14 protein-coding genes are annotated in these 15447 nt (G+C 72.3%); 5 read left to right on the top strand and 9 right to left on the bottom strand.

Going from position 1 to position 15447, the window contains the following annotated elements:
- Positions 1 to 7 precede the first annotated feature (7 nt).
- The 7 genes from J2W20_RS13515 to benA all read right to left on the bottom strand — a co-directional run bounded on the left by J2W20_RS13515 (position 8) and on the right by benA (position 8861).
- Positions 8 to 1111, bottom strand: a complete 1104-nt coding sequence (locus J2W20_RS13515) for a mandelate racemase/muconate lactonizing enzyme family protein (RefSeq protein ID WP_307007190.1) — start codon at positions 1109 to 1111, stop codon at positions 8 to 10.
- On the bottom strand, positions 1101 to 2054 hold the full coding sequence (locus J2W20_RS13510; protein ID WP_307007189.1) for a LysR substrate-binding domain-containing protein: 954 nt from the start codon (positions 2052 to 2054) through the stop codon (positions 1101 to 1103). Before J2W20_RS13510 ends, J2W20_RS13515 begins: the two co-directional genes overlap by 11 nt.
- Positions 2055 to 2147: 93 nt before the next feature.
- Positions 2148 to 4976 (bottom strand): helix-turn-helix transcriptional regulator, encoded by a 2829-nt coding sequence (locus J2W20_RS13505; protein WP_307007188.1) that lies wholly within the window; start codon positions 4974 to 4976, stop codon positions 2148 to 2150.
- A gap of 60 nt (positions 4977 to 5036) precedes the next feature.
- Positions 5037 to 5885: a 1,6-dihydroxycyclohexa-2,4-diene-1-carboxylate dehydrogenase gene (locus J2W20_RS13500; RefSeq protein WP_307007187.1), complete on the bottom strand. Its 849-nt coding sequence runs from the start codon at positions 5883 to 5885 to the stop codon at positions 5037 to 5039.
- Positions 5882 to 6946 (bottom strand): benzoate 1,2-dioxygenase electron transfer component BenC, encoded by a 1065-nt coding sequence (benC, locus tag J2W20_RS13495; protein ID WP_307007186.1) that lies wholly within the window; start codon positions 6944 to 6946, stop codon positions 5882 to 5884. The genes J2W20_RS13500 and benC overlap by 4 nt, the downstream gene beginning before the upstream one ends.
- Before the next feature lie 21 nt (positions 6947 to 6967).
- Positions 6968 to 7486 (bottom strand): benzoate 1,2-dioxygenase small subunit, encoded by a 519-nt coding sequence (benB, locus tag J2W20_RS13490; RefSeq protein ID WP_307007185.1) that lies wholly within the window; start codon positions 7484 to 7486, stop codon positions 6968 to 6970.
- A 25-nt stretch (positions 7487 to 7511) separates the two neighbouring features.
- Positions 7512 to 8861 (bottom strand): benzoate 1,2-dioxygenase large subunit, encoded by a 1350-nt coding sequence (gene benA / locus J2W20_RS13485; protein WP_307007184.1) that lies wholly within the window; start codon positions 8859 to 8861, stop codon positions 7512 to 7514.
- 257 nt (positions 8862 to 9118) lie between these two features.
- Between benA and catA the strand changes: the two genes are divergently transcribed.
- Positions 9119 to 9976, top strand: coding sequence for a catechol 1,2-dioxygenase (catA, locus tag J2W20_RS13480; RefSeq protein WP_373458018.1), 858 nt, complete (start codon positions 9119 to 9121; stop codon positions 9974 to 9976).
- A 126-nt stretch (positions 9977 to 10102) separates the two neighbouring features.
- Positions 10103 to 10390: a hypothetical protein gene (locus tag J2W20_RS13475; protein ID WP_307007182.1), complete on the top strand. Its 288-nt coding sequence runs from the start codon at positions 10103 to 10105 to the stop codon at positions 10388 to 10390.
- Here the strand turns inward: J2W20_RS13475 and J2W20_RS13470 are convergent.
- A complete protein-coding gene (locus tag J2W20_RS13470) occupies positions 10387 to 11127 on the bottom strand; it encodes a sigma-70 family RNA polymerase sigma factor (RefSeq protein ID WP_307007181.1) in 741 nt (246 codons plus the stop codon). The genes J2W20_RS13475 and J2W20_RS13470 overlap by 4 nt on opposite strands.
- Before the next feature lie 255 nt (positions 11128 to 11382).
- Here J2W20_RS13470 and J2W20_RS13465 point away from each other — a divergent pair, with 255 nt between their 5' ends.
- On the top strand, positions 11383 to 12447 hold the full coding sequence (locus tag J2W20_RS13465) for a sodium:calcium antiporter (RefSeq protein ID WP_307007180.1): 1065 nt from the start codon (positions 11383 to 11385) through the stop codon (positions 12445 to 12447).
- Positions 12448 to 12510: 63 nt separating this feature from the next.
- Here the strand turns inward: J2W20_RS13465 and J2W20_RS13460 are convergent, their stop codons facing one another.
- Positions 12511 to 13059, bottom strand: coding sequence for a TetR/AcrR family transcriptional regulator (locus J2W20_RS13460; protein WP_307007179.1), 549 nt, complete (start codon positions 13057 to 13059; stop codon positions 12511 to 12513).
- Positions 13060 to 13154: 95 nt separating this feature from the next.
- On the opposite strand from J2W20_RS13460, the gene J2W20_RS13455 reads away from it, so the two are divergent.
- Both J2W20_RS13455 and J2W20_RS13450 read left to right on the top strand, forming a co-directional pair.
- A complete protein-coding gene (locus J2W20_RS13455; protein WP_307007178.1) occupies positions 13155 to 14441 on the top strand; it encodes an MFS transporter in 1287 nt (428 codons plus the stop codon).
- Between the two features lie 32 nt (positions 14442 to 14473).
- A complete protein-coding gene (locus tag J2W20_RS13450; protein WP_307007177.1) occupies positions 14474 to 15445 on the top strand; it encodes an ABC transporter ATP-binding protein in 972 nt (323 codons plus the stop codon).
- Positions 15446 to 15447: the final 2 nt, after the last annotated feature.

Genomic DNA, 15447 nt, shown 5'->3' with positions numbered 1-15447 from the left:
GGGCCTCCTAGGCGTCTTGGCGGTAGCGGGCCAGCTTGGCCTCGTCGATCTCGGCGCCCACGCCGGGCACCTCGCGGGCCCGCAGGGAGCCGTCGCGGATCTCGAGCGGCTCGGCGAGGAGGTCGTCGGCCATGTCGAGGAAGTTGGAGAGCTCGCCGGCGCGGCGCTGGCTCGCCTCGTGGGCTGCACCGAAGGCCACGGTGGCGAGCGAGCCGATCTGGGTGTCGATCTGGTTGCCCATGGTCACGTCGACGCCGAGGCCCGTGCAGAGGCCGAGGATCTCGGTGGCCTGGGTGAACCCGCTGCGGGCGGTCTTGATGCAGATCGCCGTGCAGCCGCCGGAGAGCAGCTCCCGGGAGACGTCCCCGGGGGTGGGGACGGACTCGTCGCCCACGATCGGGATGGCCGAATGCTGCACGAGACGCCGGCGGCCCAGGGCCTCGGCCGCGTCGCAGGGCTCCTCGAGTGCGCTCAGGCCCATCCCCTCCGTGCGGCGCAGCACCTCCATCGCCTCGTTCGCGGTCCATCCGCGGTTGGCGTCGAGGTAGATCTCCACCTCGTCCCCGAGTCCCTCCCGCAGCACGCGCACGGCCTCGACATCGAGGGCGAGGGGGCGGCGGCCGGTCTTGAGCTTGAAGCTGGTGACCCCGTAGTGCTCGCGGAAGCGCTGGGCCTCCTCGAGCAGCTCGGGGGCGGGCCGGAAGCCGAGCATGTGGGAGATGCGCATGCCGTCCGCGTACCCGCCCAGGAGCCGGTGCACGGGGACCCCGAGGGACTTCCCCACGAGGTCCCACAGGGCGATGTCCACGGCGCCCTTGGCGGTGGCGTTGTTGACGGTCCGCGCCAGGATCCGCTGCGCCTTCTCCCGGTCCAGCGGGTCCAGGCCCACCAGCTGCGGCGCGAACAGGTCCCGCACGGCGGCGATGATGGACGCCTGCGTCTCGCCGTAGGTGTACGGGCGCGGCGGGGCGTCGGCGACGCCCACGAGTCCGTCGTCGGTGTGGACGCGGATCAGGACGTGCTCGGCGGCGTGCACCTCCCCGCTCGCGAACCGCAGCGGGTGGGTGTAGGGGATCGAGTAGGGGACGGCCTCGATGCGCTCAATCTTCACGCGCGGCCTCCTTCTGCAGTGGGGAGCGGACGACGGCGAGTGGGCGGGGTCCGCGTGGACCCCGCCCGACTGCCGGGACGGTGTCGAACAGTTCGAGGAACCGGTGCACGAGGGGCGACTGCTCCCCCGCGCGCCAGGCGACCGCGAGGTCGATGCTGGGGGCGTTCCGCACCGGGCGGAACACGATGCCGGCGAACGCGAAGGTGGGCGATTCCATCGGCACGAGGGCCACGCCCATGCCGGCGGCGACGAGCGAGAGCAGGGTGGACGTCTCGGCGGCCTCCTGCACGACCCGCGGGGTGAAGCCCTCGTCGCGGCAGGCCTGCCGGAAGGTCCTCGTGACCACGGAGTCGGAGGGGTAGCCCACGAAGGCCTCCTCGGCGAGCTCGGCGAGGTCGAGCTCCGGGCGCTGGGCGAGCGGGGAGCCTGCGGGCAGCGCGGCGACGAGCCGGTCCTGCTCCAGGGGTGCGAGGTCGAGCTCGGGCGAGCTGACCGGCGGGCGCAGGACCGCGACGTCGAGCCGTCCCTCCTCGAGGTCCAGGGCCATCTGGGGGGTGAGCATCTCGCCGCGCACGGTCAGCTTGAGGTGGGGCAGGTGTGTCCGGGCCTTGGCCACGAGCGCCGGGAGGAGGCGGTAGGTGGCCGAGCCGGAGAGGCCGATCCTGAGGACCCCGGCGGCGCCGGCGCCGACCTCGGCGACGTCCGATTCGAGCTCCTCGAGGTCCTGGAGGATGCGGCGGCCGCGGTCGAGGAGGAGCAGGCCGGCGGGCGTGAGCTCGACCTTGCGCGTGGTCCGTTCGAACAGCTGGGTGCCGAGCTGCTCCTCGAGCTGCCTGATCTGCTGGGACAGGGGCGGCTGGGCCATGTGCAGGCGCTGCGCGGCGCGCCCGAAGTGGCGCTCCTCGGCGACGGCGATGAAGTACCGCAGGTGCCTGGTCTCCATTGCTCTCCTCGTCGCGCCGCGGGGCGCCTCGCTGGCCACCCTCCCCCTCAGGTTAGGACGAGCGTTCGGTCAGGAGAAATACCCAATCACGACTTATTGAGACTGTTCGGATATTGATCGGTCCGGAGCGGCGGGCGGCTCGCGCCGGTACAGGGCGGCGAGTTCCGAGCGGGACCCGATCCCGAGCTTCGCGTAGATCCGGGTGAGGTGGTACTGGACGGTCTTGACCGAGACGAACAGCTCGCGCGCCGCCTCGCGGTTGCTGTGGCCGGCGGCCACGAGGCGCGCCACCGCTTCCTCCTGGGACGTGAAGGCCGCCGGGGCGGGGGCGTACGGGGCTGGCGCGGCGGCGTCGGACGTCCCGGCGGCCCCCGGGCGGGTGCGGAAGGCTCCGGTGCCGGCCGCCTGCAGCTCCCGCTCGCACCGGGCCACGTAGACGCTCGCACCCAGCGCAGCGAAGGCGTCCCTCGCGGCGGCGAGGACGGCGGTGGCGTCCCGGCGCCGCCCGGCCCGCCGCAGCGTCTGGCCGTAGGCGAAGCGGACCCGCGCGACGCCCCAGGGGAAGGTCAGGCCCTCGAGGGCCGCGAGCGCCGACTCGAAGACCCGGACCGCGCCGTCGACCTCGCCGCGGGCACCGAGGAGGCGGCCGCGCACGGAGGCGAGGCGCGCCGTGGTGCTCCTGTGCCCCACCGCCTCGGCGGCCGCCTCGAGTGGCGTGAGGAAGGCATCCGCCGCCTCGAGGTCGCCGACCATGACGAGGGCATTCGCATACACGTCCTGCCACGGCCAGAATCCGGGCTCGTCGAGCCCCGGCGGGCGGTCGGCGACGAGCGGCGCGTAGGCGCGGAGCACACCGGCGTAGTCACCGGCGCTCTCGTCCACGGCCGCGGCAGCCATGGCCGCGGCCACCCGCATCACCGGGTACGCCTCGGGGCCGCACTGCGCGAGGGCGCTCTGCTGCGCCGCCACGGTGCGCTGCCCGCGCAGGGCGCTGATCTGGGCCACGGTCAGGTGCAAAAGCGGTGAGACGAGGTCCATCCCCACGGGGCCATCGAGGGCGAGCCCGGTGCGCGCCGTCGTGAGCGCATCGTCCCACCGGCCCACGGCGAATTCGGCCCGCGCCAGCCACGCATGGGCCCAGAGGCCGATGCGCAGGGATCCGGGCCGCGGTGCGGGCGCGATCGCGGCGCGCAGCTCGAGCCGGGCGGTGTCGAGGTCATCCAGTGCCAGGGCGAGCCACCCCCTGCCCAAGTGCAGGCGCTGGTCGCGGGCGGCGAGATGCGGGGAGGCGGAGAGCTCGTCGTAGGCGCGGCGCGCCTCATCCCGGCGCCCCAGGGACCCGAGGGCGAGCCCCAGCATGGCGCGGGCCTCGATGCCCGCTGAGCTGTCCGGGCCGGCGAGCCGCACCGTGGCTTCGGTCCACGCGAGCATGGCGTGGCCGTCCCAGTTCCCGAGCGCGTCGAGGACGCGGTACTGGGCGATGCGTGCGGACAGGTCGGCGGAGGCGGTCGGGGGGCGGGTCTCCCAGGCGCGCTCCAGCAGCACGCCCGCCCGGCGCGCCTGGCCCGTGTGGATCGCATGGTAGGCCAGCGCGGCGTCACGTCCGGCACTCTGCGGGAGCGACTCGATCTGGCGGGCCAGGGGGGCGGCGCGGGCGAGGTCGCCGGCGCCCACCATCGCCTCCGCCGCCCGCACGAGCCGGTCCTCGCGCAGCGCGGGGTCCACGTGGAGCCTCGCGGCCGCGACGAGGGCATCCGCGGCGGCGCCCCAGTCGCCGGCGGCCGCCTCTGCCTCGGCGAGGCCGTCCACGGTGGCCGCGAGGGCGGCGTCGGGCAGGACCGCGGCGGCCACGAGGTGGCGGACCCGCTCGGCCGTCCCGGCGGCGGCCCCCGCGGCGCGGGCGTGGAGGACGGCACGCCGCTGCGGGCCGAGGGCGTCGTGGACGGCCTCGAGGGCGAGCGGATCCGCCGCCTCGAGCCGCAGGGCACCGTCCTCCCGGCGGACCGTGAGGAGTCCGGCGGCCCAGGCGGCGTCGGCGGCGGCGAGGAGGGCGGCGTCGTCCGGCAGCCCGCTCAGCCTCGCGGCCTCGGCCGCGCCGGCCGCCCCGCCCAGGACGCTCATCGCCTCGACCAGGGCGCGGGCCGGGGGTGGAAGGGCCGCGAGCGCGGCGGCGGTCCGGGCGGCGAGGGACCGCACGACGCCGCGCGGACCCTCCGCGGCGAATCCCGCCTCCCCGAGCTCCTCCACTCCCTCCGCGAGGGCCGTCACAGCCAGCCCGGGGTTCCCGCGGGTCACGCGCCAGAGGGCCTCGAGTGCTGTGGGAGCGAGGCCTGTGCCGAGCCGGGCCTCGGCGAGCTCGCGGAGGCCCGCGCGGGTGAGGGGCCCCAGCCGCAGCCGGCGCGCGCCCACCGCGTCGGCGAACACGGCCGCCGCGCTGTCCGGCCGGGTGCCCGCGGCGGTGCACGTGGCCAGGACCGGGAGGGGACCGGGGGCGCGCCGCAGCGCAAAGGCGAGGGCCTCGAGGGAGAGCGCGTCGGCGTGCTCGATGCCGTCGAGCAGCACGAGGAGGGGACCCCGGGCCGCGAGGGCCCCCAGGTGTTCGAGGGCCGCGCGGCCGGCGGGGAGCCACTCGGGCTGTCCGCCGGCGTGCTGCGGCGGCTCGGCTGGCGGCCCCGGCCGGTCCTGGGCGGGCGCGATGCCGAGCTGGGCGAGCACGCCTCCCGCCAGCGCCTCCTCCCAGGGAGTCGCGGACGCCCGGAGGAGCGTGGCTCCGGTGCGGTGCGCGGCGGACGCGCGGGCCAGCGCGGTGGCACCCACGCCCGGCGGGCCCTCGATGACCACGCAGCGGCCGGCGGCCAGGAGGCTGTCCAGCTCGGCCAGCTCCCGGTCGCGCGCAACCACGTCCTCGTGGGGATTCAGCATGCCTACGAGGCTAGCGCGGACCCCGCGCGGGCGCCGGGGACGGCGTCCGGCCGGGTACAGCTAGCCCAGGTCTCCCCCGGCCACGGGCAGGACGGTGCCCGTGATGTACGAGGCCTCGTCCGAGGCGAGGAAGCAGATGGCAGCGGCCTGCTCGGCGAGCGTGCCGTACCGCTTCATCAGCGAGGACTCGACCGTCTGGTCCACGATCTGCCGGTACCACTCCTTCTCCTGCTCCGAGGCGGGGAGCGGCCCGCGCTGCACGGCGCGGGGCGGCGCCTCGGTCCCGCCCGGGGCGGTCGCGACGACGCGCACGCCGTGCGGAGCCGCCTCGAGCGCGAGCGCGGTGGTGATGGCGCGGACCCCGCCCTTGGCGGCGGCGTACGGGACGCGGTTGACGCCGCGGGTGGCCACCGAGGAGACGTTGACCAGGGTCCCGGAGCCCTGGCCGATGAGGTGCGGCAGGGCGGCCCGGCACATCCACAGCGTGGGGAACAGGGAGCGGCGCACCTCCTTCTCGATCTCCTCCGGGGTGTAGTGCTCGTAGGGCTTGGCCCAGATCGTCCCGCCCACGTTGTTGATGACGACGTCGATGCGCCCCGCCGCGGCGACGGCGGCCTCGACGGCCGCCAGCGCGCCGTCGAACGTCTCGAGGTCCGCGGTGACGGAGTGCGCGGTGCCGCCCCCCTCGACGGCACCGCGCACGCCTTCCGCGACCTCGTGCACGAGGTCCGCGCGGTCCACGAGGGTGACCTCGCCGCCCTCGGCCGCGATCCTCTCGGCCACGGCGCGGCCGATCCCCTGGGCCGCTCCGGTGACCACCACGGCCCTGCCGGCGAACCGCCCGGCATGGACGGACGGGGCGGGGGCCTCGGCGGCGTCTGCCGTGGCTGCGCGCGCTGCAGTGCTCACGCCGCGCCCGCCCCAGCGAGGGCCGGGGCGGCCGCGCCGACCGCGAACCGCTCGTAGTAGAAGTTCGTCGGCTCGATGCCCTCGGCGTCGAAGTAGCGGCGCACGGCATCGACCATCGCCGGCGGACCGCACAGGTAGACGTCCACGTCGCCGTCGTTGAGGTGCTCGGGCAGCAGGTGCCCGGTGACGTAGCCCTTGCGCGGGTGCTGCGAGTCCGCGTCGGCCACGATCGTGCTGAACGTGAAGCCGGGGATCGTCGCCGCGTAGCGCTCGAGGGCCTCGACCTCCACGAGGTCCTTGTCCCACGTCGCGCCGTAGGCGAGGTGGATCGGGAACGCGGGGACGGTGCCGGCGGCCGCCCCCGCGGAGAGCTTCTCGAGCATGGCCAGCTGGGGGGCGATCCCGGTGCCGCCGGCGAGCATGAGCACGGGGCGCTTGACGTCCCGGAGGAAGAAGCTGCCCTTGGGGCCCTCGAGCGTCAGGGTGTCGCCCTCGGCGGCCCGCTCCTTCAGGTAGGTGGTCATCGCGCCGTCCGGCGCGGTGCGGACCAGGAAGGTGAGCTGCTCGGCGTCGGGCCCGCTCGAGAAGGAGTAGCTGCGCTCCTGGTCGGTGCCCGGGACCTGGACGTTCATGTACTGGCCGGGCAGGTAGGCCAGCCTCTCGCGGTCCTCGACGGCGAGGGTCAGGCCCGCGGTGTTGTCGGCGTACCAGTGGAGCTTGACGATGGTCGCCTGGAACGTGCCGATGCCGCTCTTGGCCATCTCGGCCGTGCCGGAGATCCGCAGGACGAGGTCGCTCTCGGGGGTCATCTGGCACGGGAGGCAGTAGCCTGCCTCGGCCTCGTCGTCGGTCAGCGCGTCCTCGATGTAGTCGCCGCCGTCATACTTTCCGCTCTCGCAGAAGGCCTTGCACGTGCCGCACGCGCCGTCGCGGCAGTCCAGGGGGATGTTGATCCGGGCGCTGTAGGAGGCATCGGCGACCGTCTGGCCGGATGCAACCGTGATGAAGCGGGTGACGCCGTCCTCGAAGGCGAGGGCAACGGAGTGGTTCGTGTCAGTCATGGAGTCCTCCTGAAGGCCTTCTCAGATGTGGTAGATGTCCACGACGTGGTGGATGTAGTCGTTCTTGAGGACGACCTTCTTCTTGGTGATGACCGGCTGGGTGCCGGAGAAGTCGATCGTGTAGAACGAGACTCCGAAGTAGGTGTCCACCGTGTTGTAGCGGTAGTAGAGGGTGAACCAGTTGAAGCGGACGTCGACGACGTCGCCCTCCTGGCGCAGGATCTCGACGTTGGTGATGTTGTGCCCGGTGCGCGGGTCGGGCAGGCTCGTGGCGCCGGAGCGCTCGGTCTTGATGCGGAAGACGCGGTCCTCGAGGCCGCCGCGGTTGGGGTAGTAGATGAGCGAGATCTCGCGCTGCGGGTCCTCGGTGAGCGTGTCGTCGTCGGCCCAGGCGGGCATCCAGAATTCGGCCTCGGGGTGGTAGCAGTCCACCCAGCGGTCGAACTCGCGGTCGTCGAGGAAGCTGGCCTCGCGGTAGAGGAACTGGCGGACGTCCTCGAGCCCGATGGTCCCGGGCACGATCGTGGTCATCAGCGTCATGGGGGTCTCCTTCTGTGCCTGCGGGTCAGTTGGACTCGGCGTCGACGGCGGCGCGCATGCGCTCGCGCCAGTAGCCGTGCTGGATCGGGTAGAGTCCCTCGTCCTCGGTCCTGACGCCGCTCGAGATCGGGTTCAGGCCCAGGCCCTTCGCCGTCTCGTCAGGCCCGGTGATCTGGTGGGCGGCGCCGCGGCTCATGTCGTTCCACGGGGCGGCGGTGGCGAGATAGGTCTTCTGGCAGGAGCGGAACTCCTCGAGGTCGTCCGGGGTGGCCATGCCGGTGGCGTTGAAGAAGTCCTCGTACTGGCGGATGCGGTTCGCGCGGGCATCGGCCGACTCGCCCTTGGGGGCGATGCAGTAGATGGTCACCTCGGTCTTGTCCACGGAGATCGGGCGGAAGTGCCGGATCTGCGAGCTGAACTGGTCCATGAGGTAGACGTTGGGGTAGAGGCACAGGTTCCGGGATGCGCCGATCATGAACTCCGCGCGCTCGGCCCCGAACTGCTCGGTCCACTCCTCGCGCTTGTCGAAGTTCGGGCGGTCCTGCGGGTTGCCCCACCACATCCACAGCAGGAGGTGGCCATGCTCGAACGAGTAGTAGCCGCCGCCCTGCTTGCCCCACGTGCCGGCGTCCATGGCCTTGGTCTCGTTGGCGGATTCCCCGGTGCCGCGGCGGGCGGTGGTCGCGGCGTAGTTCCAGTGGGTCGCGGAGACGTGGTAGCCGTCCGCGCCGTTCTCGGCCTGGACCTTCCAGTTGCCGTCATAGGTGTAGGTCGAGGCGCCGCGGAGCACTTCGAGGCCCTCCGGCGACTGGTCCACGATGAGGTCGATGACCTTTGCGGCCTCGCCGAGATGCTCTGCGAGGGGCTTCACCTCCGGGTTGATGCTGCCGAAGAGGAATCCGCGGTAGCTCTCGAACCGGGCCACCTTGGTGAGGTCGTGGGAGCCCTCCGTGTTGAACTGCTCCGGGTAGCCGGCCCCCTTGGAGTCCTTGACCTTGAGCAGCTTGCCGTTGTTCGAGAAGGTCCACCCGTGGAAGGGGCACGTGAAGGTGGTGCGGTTGTCCGTCTTGCGGCGGCACAGCATGGCCCCGCGGTGGCTGCACGCGTTGATGTGGGCGTGCAGCTCGCCGTCCTTGGCCCGCGAGATGACGACCGGCTGGCGGCCGATGTACGTGGTGAAGTAGTCCCCGACGTTGGGGATCTGGCTCTCGTGGGCCAGGTAGACCCAGTTGCCCTCGAAGATGTACTTCATCTCGAGCTCGAACAGCTCCTCATCGGTGAAGATGCTGCGCTTGGCGCGGTAGGTGCCGGTCGATGCGTCCTCGATGAGCGCGTCGGAGAGCTGGTCGCGGACGTGGTCCAGGGCTTCCGTCATGGTTTCCTCCCTCTGCCTTCAGGCTGCCCGCGACATCCTCGTTGCGGGCTTGATCGATCCTTCCAAGGAGTGGGGTGGATCACACCGGAGTTTTGCCTAGGGTCGGCCAAGGGTGCTTTTGAAACGTTGGGCATATCAATTGAATGGAACTAGGTATTTGTGCCGACGCAATGGCGGCTCGTAGCGTGAAGGCCAAGGCGAGCCCCTGTGCCGCACATCACCACTTTTCCCAAGCCACATCATCGAGGAGGATGACCATGAGCCAGACCCTGAGCGAATTCGACGCGAAGGCTGCCGAATCGGGCAGCAAGGCCACCGAGCGCTTCAAGGAGAGCGGCAAGCGCAACCGCCTGGAGGTCCCGAAGGAGCGCGTCTCGCTTCTGGCCCGCGAGGTCCTCGAGGCCGTCTACGCCACGATCCGCGAGCACAAGGTGACCTACGACGAGTACAACGCCCTCAAGGAGTGGCTCATCGGCGTGGGCGAGGACGGCGAGTGGCCGCTCTTCCTCGACGTGTGGGTCGAGCACGTGGTCGAGGAGGTCGCCACCGAGGACCGCAAGGGCTCCAAGGGCACGATCGAGGGCCCGTACTACGTCCCGGACTCCCCCGAGCAGCCCACGCCGGCCCGTCTGCCGCGCCGGGACGACGAGCCCGGCACCGAGCTGACCTGGAAGGGCCAGATCCGCGGCCTCGACGGCAAGGGCCTGCCCGGCAAGGTGGAGATCTGGCACGCCGACGGTGCCGGCTTCTACTCGCAGTACGCCCCGGGCCTGCCCGAGTGGAACCTGCGCGGAACGGTGCTGGCCGACGAGGACGGCACCTTCGAGATCCAGACCATGCGTCCCGCGCCGTACCAGATCCCCACGGACGGCGCATGCGGCAAGCTCATCGCCGCGGCCGGCTGGCACGCATGGCGGCCCGCCCACATCCACGTGAAGGTCTCGGCGCCCGGGCACCAGCAGATCACGGCGCAGCTGTACTTCCCGGGCGACGCGCACAACGACGACGACATCGCCTCGGCGGTCAAGCCCGAGCTCATCCTCGATCCCAAGCCGGCAGCGGACGGCCACGGCGAGGAGATGGTCTACGACTTCGTCCTCGATCCCGAGGACTGACCCGTCCCGGACCGGCAGGTGACGTGCCCGCCCTGCGCGACGCGCAGGGCGGGCACCGCCGCCTGCACACAACCGATTCGACCACTCTCGGTTTCCCCGTCCTGCCGGCCGGGTATGTTCCCAGACATGCCCCTCCCCGATACGGCCTCGTCGCTGCACGTGACGATGCTCGAGATGATCCCCGAGGCCCGCAGGCGCGGGATGTCCCACGGCACGTACTCGCTGGGGGACTGCGAGCTGCTCCTTCAGATCCATGCCCCAGCGGGCGAAGAGGTCGGATCGCCGTGCGGGGACTGCCTCGAGCGCTGGCCCTGCACCACCGTGCTGGCCATCCTCGGCGGCCTCGGACGCTCCGCTGAGCGACGGTTCCGGCTCGTGGGCCGCCACTCGCGCGGGCCCGGCCGGCCGGCCTAGGCGCCGCCCCACTCCGAGGCGTCGACGCCCACGCGCGGGCGGAGCCTCGTGAACAGCCGGTTCAGGCAGCGCGAGACATTCATCTGATTCGTCCCGAGCCGGCGCGCGATCTCGGCCTGGGTCAGCTCGAGCCCGAAGCGCAGGCGGAGGAGCTCGAGGTCCTCGGGTGACGCGTCCGCGAGGGCGGCGGCCACGGTCTGGGCGGCTTCCACCTGGGCGAATCCGGGGTCCTCGCAGGCCGCGATCCTCACGGGAGGCCCCTCGGCGCCCTCCTCCTCCCGATCGAGCACCTCGATTGACGGTGCCATCCTGGCGGAGTCCGCCACGTTCGCCTCGATGATCCTCTCCACCGAGACGTGCATCTCGTCCGCCACCTCCTGCGTCGTTGGCTCGCGGCCCAGCCGCTGCTGGAGCCGGGGCGTGACGGAGCGGATCCTGAGCCGCAGGTCCAGGACAGCACGGGGCGGCCTGACCATCCAGCTCTGGTCCCGCAGGTAGTGCTTGATCTCCCCCTCGATGCTCACCACCGCGTAGGGCACGAAGCCGTGGCCCAGGTCCTCGCGATACCTCCTCGCAGCCTTCACCAGGGCCAGCCGGGCCACCTGGCGCAGATCCTCCTGGTCATGGGTCGGGCACCTGAAGCGGTGGGCGAGCGCATCGGCGAGCCCCACGTACTCGGCCGCGAGGTCAGTGGACCCCTCGGCGGCCTGTCGGGGCGGATTGCGGGTGCTCTTCATGCCGGACCTCCTTGCCGGATGACGCCGATCAGATCGTGGCGGCCAGGGGAAGCAGGAGCCCTCACGCGCCTGCGCCGTCTCCGCCTGTCTCCCAGGCGAGTCCATCCGCAGCGGTGCCGGTCCGCTTTAGCCGTGATGTTAGAGCAACGATTGCGCCGATGCAATTGTTTGGCTCGCGCAATGAGCGGGAAGGAGGTCAGGCGTCGGCCCGGCGGCTCTCCTGCCCCAGGGCCTTGGAGGCGAGGAGGATCACGGATGTCATCATGGCCGCTCTGGGCGCTCCTGCTGCTCTTCGTCGCCGCAGCCGCGGTGGTCTGGGTAGCGGGGATCCAGCTCTCGAAACAGACCGACGTCCTCGACGCACGGCTGCACCTCGGCTCGGCACTGGGCGGCCTGATCCTGCTCGCCGTCGCCACCAACCTGCCCGAGATCGCCATCACGGTCAGCGCGGCGCTCTCGGGCAACCTGGGCGTCGCCGTCGGCAACATCCTCGGCGGCATTGCGGTCCAGACCGTGGTCCTCGTTGTCCTGGATGCCTTCGGCACGCGGAAAGGGGAACCCCTCATGTACCGGGCGTCCTCCCTGACGCTCGTCATCGAGGCGGTCACCGTCGTGGGGGTCCTGGGAGTCGTCGTCGCCGGCAGCCAGATGCCCTCGAGCCTGGTCGCCTTCCGCCTGACCCCCGCCGCCGTCCTGATCACGGCCGTGTGGGTCGTCGGCCTCCTCGCCGTCCAGCGCAGCCAGAAGGGCCTTCCCTGGCACGAGCAGGGCAACGCCCCCGGGTCCCAGGCCGAGCCGAAGGGGCACAGCAAGGACTCGGGGGACGGCAGCAAGGGCGCCAAGGCCAGCACAGGCCGGGCCGCCCTCATCTTCACCGTGGCAGCCGTGGCCACGCTCCTCGCCGGTGTCGCGCTCGAGCGCAGCGGCGACGCGATCGCCGGTCACATCGGGCTCTCGGGCGTGCTCTTCGGCGCCACGATCCTGGCGCTGGCCACCTCCCTGCCCGAGATCTCCACCGGCCTGGCGTCCGTCAAGCAGGGCGACTACAGGCTCGCCGTCAGCGACATCTTCGGCGGAAATGCCTTCCTGCCCGTGCTCTTCCTCGTCGCAGTGCTCATCTCGGGCCAGCCGGTGCTGCCCCAGGCCCACAACACCGACATCTACCTCACTGCCCTGGCCATCCTGCTGACGCTCGTCTACGTCATGAGCCTGATCTTCCGCCCGAAGCGCCGGATCGTGGGCATGGGTGCCGACTCCTTCATCGTGCTGGTCCTCTACCTGGCGGGCGTGGTAGGACTCTTCGCCGTCGCCTCCGGATAGGACCACCCCGGGTCGCGGACAGCCCTCCGGGGGCGAAGGAAGGCCGGGGTGCCTGCGCGTGGGCTAACCGAAGAGGCGGCCGACCAGTCTGGGGGCGAGCTCCGGGGACAGGTCGCCGGGCTCGAAGAGGATGCGGTAGACGATCGGCGCGAGCACCACGTCGAGGACATCCTCGAGTTCCGGGGCCGCCTCGCCACGCTGGCGCGCGCGCCCGAGCATCGTCTCGACCCGCTCCCGGGCGTAGGCGCCCCCGCGGACGGCGCTGGCACCGTCGGTGCCGCCGGAGACCATGTCGCGCATGAACTTCCGTCCGGTAGGGGAAGCGGCCTCCTCGATGTACTCCTCGGCCCAAACCGTGAGGTCCCCGCGGACCGAGCCCGTGTCCGGGGGTCCCTGGGGCCGGAGCCTGGCGACGGCCACGTCGGCGAACAGCCCGCCGAGGCCTCCCCAGCGGCGGTAGATCGTCGAGGGCGCAACGCCCGCCTTGGCGGCGATCCGGGGCACCGTGATGGCGTCGCCGCCCTCCTCCGCCCGCAGGGCGCGCACCGCATCGTGGACGGCCTGCTGGACGCGGGCGGCGCGGCCGCCGGGACGGGGATCGGGAGTGGACACCCCTCAGGATAACGCGAATATTTTGCGTTATGGCGAACGAGGACTACGCTCAAACGCAAAATCTTCGCGTTCTTCCGTCTCTGCGAAAGGCCCGCATGTCGTCCCTGCGTCGGCGTCTCCGTCCCCTCCTCTCCGAGCGCACCGCGTTCTGGATCCAGGCGTCCGTGCTCGTGGTCCTGATGGCCGCCTCCAGTGCACCCAGCCCGCTCTATCCCCTCTACCAGGCAATGTGGGCCTTCCCGCCGGTGGTGCTGACGGTCATCTTCGCCGCCTACGTGCTGGCCCTGCTCGTCGCGCTCCTCGTCGCGGGCTCGCTCTCGGACCATCTGGGCCGGCGCCCGGTCCTCCTCGCAGCCCTGGCCCTGGAGCTCGTGGCGATGCTGGTGTTCATCGGCGCGGACGGCCCGGCGGCGCTGATCCTGGCGCGGCTGCTGCAGGGGCTGGCCACTGGGGCGGCTGTCGGCACTTTGGGTGCCTATCTGATCGATCTCGAGCACGCGGTGCGCCCGGGGCTGGGCACGGTGTTCAACGGCGCCGGCCCGGGCCTGGGGCTGGCTCTCGGCGCGGTCGGCTCAAGCCTGCTGGTCGCAGCGGCCCCGGGCTCCGTCCAGCTGGTCTACGTGGTCCTGGGCGCGGTGCTGGCCCTGCAGCTCGTGGCCACCGTGCTGGGCCCGGAGACCACCGCCCGGGAGCCGGGAGCGCTGGCCTCCCTCGTGCCGAAGGTGCGGTTCCCCCGGGCCACGCGCCGGACCGCGCTGTGGGTGCTCCCCGCCGCCGTGGCCACCTGGTCGCTGGGCGGCCTGATCCTCTCCCTGGGCCCGAGCCTCGTCCGGTCCCTGGCCGGTCCGCAGGCCGTGCTCCTCACCGGGCTCGTCGTCGCCGCCCTGACCGGCACCGGCGGCGTGGCCACCCTGCTGCTGGGCTCGGCCCGCCCTTCCGCCGTGCTCGGTCTCGGCATGGCCGCCCTGATCGCGGGCATGGGCGGCACGGTGGCGGCGCTGGCGCTCGGCTCCACCGGGCTGTACTTCGCCGCCACGGTGGTCGCCGGCGTCGGCTTCGGTGCCGGCTTCCTCGCGGTCCTGAGGATCCTGATGCCCCAGGCTGCCCCCCACGAGCGCGCGGGCCTGCTCTCGGCGGTCTACGTGGTCAGCTACCTGGCGAACAGCGTTCCGGCGGTCGCCGCCGGCGCCCTCGCCCAGGGGATCGGGCTCACCCCCACCGCGATGGGCTACTGCGGGATGATCGTCGTCCTGGCGCTGGTCGTCCTGGCCGGTTCCGCCGTCCGGGCGCGGACCCCCGCAGCCGCTGAGGCGTCGGGGGCGCCCGGTGCGCGGCTGCCGCAGGCCGCCTCGGCAGAGGGGCCCCGGGCCCATCGGCCCTGACGCCGCCGGGGGCGCCTGCGTAGCCTCGCAGTATGGACGCTGCGCCAGCCATCCGCGTCCGCGACCTGGTCAAGGCGTTCGGTGAGGTCACCGCCGTCGACCGTCTGAGCTTCGACGTCGCGGCCGGCGAGGTGTTCGCCTTCCTCGGGCCGAACGGCGCCGGGAAGTCGACAGCGATCAACGTCCTGTGCACCCTCGCCGCACCCACCTCGGGGACGGCGAGCGTGGCCGGATTCGACGTGGTCGCCGACCCCCACGAGGTCCGCGCCCACATCGGCCCCGTGTTCCAGGAGACGACGCTGGACAAGCAGCTCACGGCCGAGGAGAACCTCCGCTTCCACGCCGTCCTCTACGGGGTCCCGCGGGTGCAGCGGGCCGCGAGGATCGCCCATGTCCTCGAACTCGTGGGCCTCTCGGCACGCCGCAGGCATCTGGTGGCGACGTTCTCCGGGGGCATGGCCCGGCGGCTCGAGATCGCCCGGGCCATGCTGCACACGCCGGCGGTCCTCTTCCTCGACGAGCCCACGATCGGCCTCGACCCGCAGACCCGGTCGGTCATGTGGGAGGACATCCTCACCCTGCGCCGGGACGAGGGGGTGACGGTGTTCCTCACGACCCACTACATGGACGAGGCCGAGGTCGCCGACCGGATCGGGATCATCGACCACGGCCGGCTCATCGCGCTCGGCACCCCCGAGGAGCTCAGGGCGGCTGCCGGGGCGGAGAGCATCCTCCTGCAGACGGCGGACGACGCCGCGGCGCGGCTCACGCTCGAGGCGTCCGGCTACCGCTGCACGCAGGACGGCGGCCGGCTCGCGGTCGAGGCCGCGCATGCCGCGACGGAGCTGCCCGCGGTGATCGCCCTGCTCGGCGGGGGCGTCCTCTCAGCCCAGATCCACGAGCCCTCCCTGGATGACATGTTCCTGCACTACACGGGCCGGCAGATCCGCGACCAGGGCGAGCAGCAGCAGGCGTTCTCGCCCGCGTGGAGGAGCAGGAGGTAGCC

Origin of the sequence: Sinomonas atrocyanea (assembly GCF_030812675.1) — a bacterium.
Lineage (GTDB): Bacteria > Actinomycetota > Actinomycetes > Actinomycetales > Micrococcaceae > Sinomonas > Sinomonas atrocyanea_B.
Note: the sequence above shows the minus strand (reverse complement) of the source record. Positions and strands in the feature narration are given on the sequence as shown.